General features: G+C 71.9%; 2 protein-coding genes. Both read left to right on the forward strand.

The features are described from left to right. Window positions 1-254 precede the first annotated feature (254 nt). Entirely contained in the window at window positions 255-851 is a 597-nt protein-coding gene (locus VIB55_RS25005) for a hypothetical protein (RefSeq protein ID WP_331879417.1), read from the forward strand. Window positions 852-1047: 196 nt separating this feature from the next. Further along, window positions 1048-2821: ATP-binding protein (locus VIB55_RS25010; RefSeq protein WP_331879418.1), on the forward strand; the 1774-nt coding region annotated here is incomplete at its 3' end.

A 2821-nucleotide genomic window follows, 5' to 3' on the forward strand; every position in this document is an offset into this window, starting at 1 on the left:
TTTCCGGTGCATCGGGCGGCGCGCATTGCGGCGGGCGAAGTGGCCCGGTTCCTGTCCCGGAACCCGCATCCCCGGCGGGTGATCCTCGTATGCTTCGGCGAGGAGGCGCACAGAGAATACTTGACGGCGGTGCAAGGGGGCGTTTAAATATGCCCACACAGCAACATTGCGGCACCACCGCAAAGACACCCGCCGTGCCGGCGCGCCCCTGAAGCCCCACCGCACCGGCCGCTTGCCCCAGGAGACAGGGTCCCATGGAAGACCTCCGGCCGATCAAAGAGCTGCTCGACGAGATCAACACCGCAATATCCAGCTACGACCCCGTGCTCAAGGAGCGCGCGCGCGACATCCTGCTGGAGCACGCCTTCGGCCGCGCCGCCGCGCCCGCCCGCCCCCGCGCCGCGGCTGCCGCCTCGGCCGATGAGGGGGGCGAGGGCGAAGAAGCGCCGCGCCGCCGCCCCGGCCGTCCCAAGGGAAGCGGGCTGGGCGTGCGCCGGGGGCCCCGCGCCGGCATGAGCATGGGATCGCTGCTGGAGCAGTGGCATCCCGAGACCATGGCCGAGCGCGCACTCCTGGGTGCGTACACGCTGTCGCGGGGCAAGGCCGACAAGACGGTCACCAGCCAGGCCATCAACGCCGAGCTCAAGCGCGCCGGCATTCCCGTGCCCAACATCACGCGCGCCATCGAGTCGAACCTGCGGGCCAAGCCGCCGCTGATGGTGCAAAAGAAGAAGATGGGCACCACCCGCCAGGCCCGGAAGCAGTACGCCATCACTCCCGAGGGGGTGGAGTTCGTGGAAAGCCGCCTGCAGGGCGGCGGCGGCGAGACGGGCGACGCGGGCGAGGAGTAGCCCCCGCGCGTGTTCCCGCGATGTATCGCGCGCCGCCCCCGCCGGGGCGGCGCCGCTGTTTGGGGGCGGTCCGTTTGGGGCCGGCTCCTGACCCCGGCCCCCGTTTGACACCACCTGCCCGCACGGGCATGTTTTCCGCATACCCGCGGGCGTACGCCCCCGCCACGGGGCCATCGCGCCACCCGCAGCCAGTCCGTTGACCGACGCCGCCAGCACCGCCTCGCGCCGCTTCCTGATCACCTTCGCCCTCTTTTTGGCGGTGGTGGTGGTGCTGGTGGTGCAGGCGTACCTGACCATCCGCGAGCTGGGCGAGGCCAACCGCGGCAGCATGCAGACGTACCGCGTGCTGTCGGCCACGGTGCAGATGCAGGAAGGGCTGGCCGAGGTGGAGGCCGGGTACCGCGGATATGCGCTGACCCGCGCCCCGCGCTACCTGGAGCAGTGGAGGGCCGGCCAGACGCTGTTCACCCTGGAGGCCGCGCGCCTGCGCTCGATGGTCGTCGGCGAGCCCGAGGGCGGGCAGCGGCTGCGCACGGATGTCATCGAGCGCGCCTTCGCCGACTTCATTCGCATGCAGCGCGAGTCGGGGGTGCTGGACCCGGCCACCTCGCGGGACGACGCCATCCGCGCCGCGAGCGACCTGGCCGGCGCCGAGCGCCGCAGCGAGCGCGTGGCGGTGGTGCGCCGCGAGCTGGGCGCGGTGGAGACGGCCGAGTCGGCGCTGCTGCGCGAGCGCAGCGCGCGGGCCAACGCGCTGGAGCGGCGCACGGCGGTGCTGGTGCCCGCCGGCTTCTTCCTGGCCATTGCCCTGGCCCTGGCCACCGCCGGCATGGTGCAGCGCCGCACCCGCCGCGTGCACGAGGTGAACCGGGCCATGCAGGCCGAGATCGCCGAAAAGGAGCTGGCCCGCGGCGCCCTGCTGCGCATCAGCCGCCAGAACGAGCTGATCCTGGACGCCGCCGCCGAGGGCATCTACGGCATCGACCCGCACGGCTACACCCTCTTCATCAACCCCGCGGCCAGCGAAATGCTGGGCGTTCAGCCCGACGACGTCATCGGCCGGCCCTTCGAGGCGGTGCTGGGGCTGGGGGGCGGAGCGCGGGTGGACCTGGGCGTCAACGCCATCCGCGCCACCCTTTCCACCGCCGCCCCCCGCGCCGTTCCCGACGCCGTGTTCCGCCGCGCCGACGGCTCTTCGTTCCCCGTGGAGTACGCCTCCACGCCCATGCTGGAGGCCGGGCGGGTGACGGGGGCCGTGATCACCTTTCGCGACGTCACCGAGCGGCGCGAGGTGGAGCGGATGAAGGATGAGTTCGTGTCCGTGGTCAGCCACGAGCTGCGCACCCCGCTCACCTCCATCCGCGGCTCGCTGGGGCTGCTGGCCGCCGGCAAGCTGGGGGAGATGCCCGTGAAGGGCCGCCGGATGCTGGAGATCGCCGTTCAGAACACCGACCGGCTGGTGCGGCTGATCAACGACATTCTCGACATCGAGCGCATCGAGTCTGGCCGCGTGACCATGGAGGTGCGGCGGGTGCGCGCGGCCGAGCTGGCGCACCAGGCGGTGGAGGTGATGTCGTCCATGGCCGAAAAGGCGGGGGTGCAGCTGTACGCCTGGGCCGACGACCTGCCGCTGACCGCCGACCCCGACCGCATCCTGCAGGTGCTCACCAACCTGCTGAGCAACGCCGTCAAGTTCTCGCCCCCCGGTGGCGAGGTGACGGTCACCGCCGAGCCCGTGGCCGGCGACGTGCTCTTTCGCGTGCAGGACCAGGGGCGCGGCATTCCCGAGGACCGCCTGGAAAGCATCTTCGAGCGCTTTCAGCAGGTGGATTCGTCCGACGCGCGCGACAAGGGGGGCACCGGGCTGGGGCTGGCCATCTGCCGCAGCATCGTCAACCAGCACGGCGGGCGCATCTGGGTGGAAAGCCGGCCTGGGGAGGGAAGCACCTTCTTCTTCACCCTCCCCTCGC

The sequence above is a fragment of the Longimicrobium sp. genome, assembly GCF_036554565.1.
GTDB lineage: Bacteria > Gemmatimonadota > Gemmatimonadetes > Longimicrobiales > Longimicrobiaceae > Longimicrobium.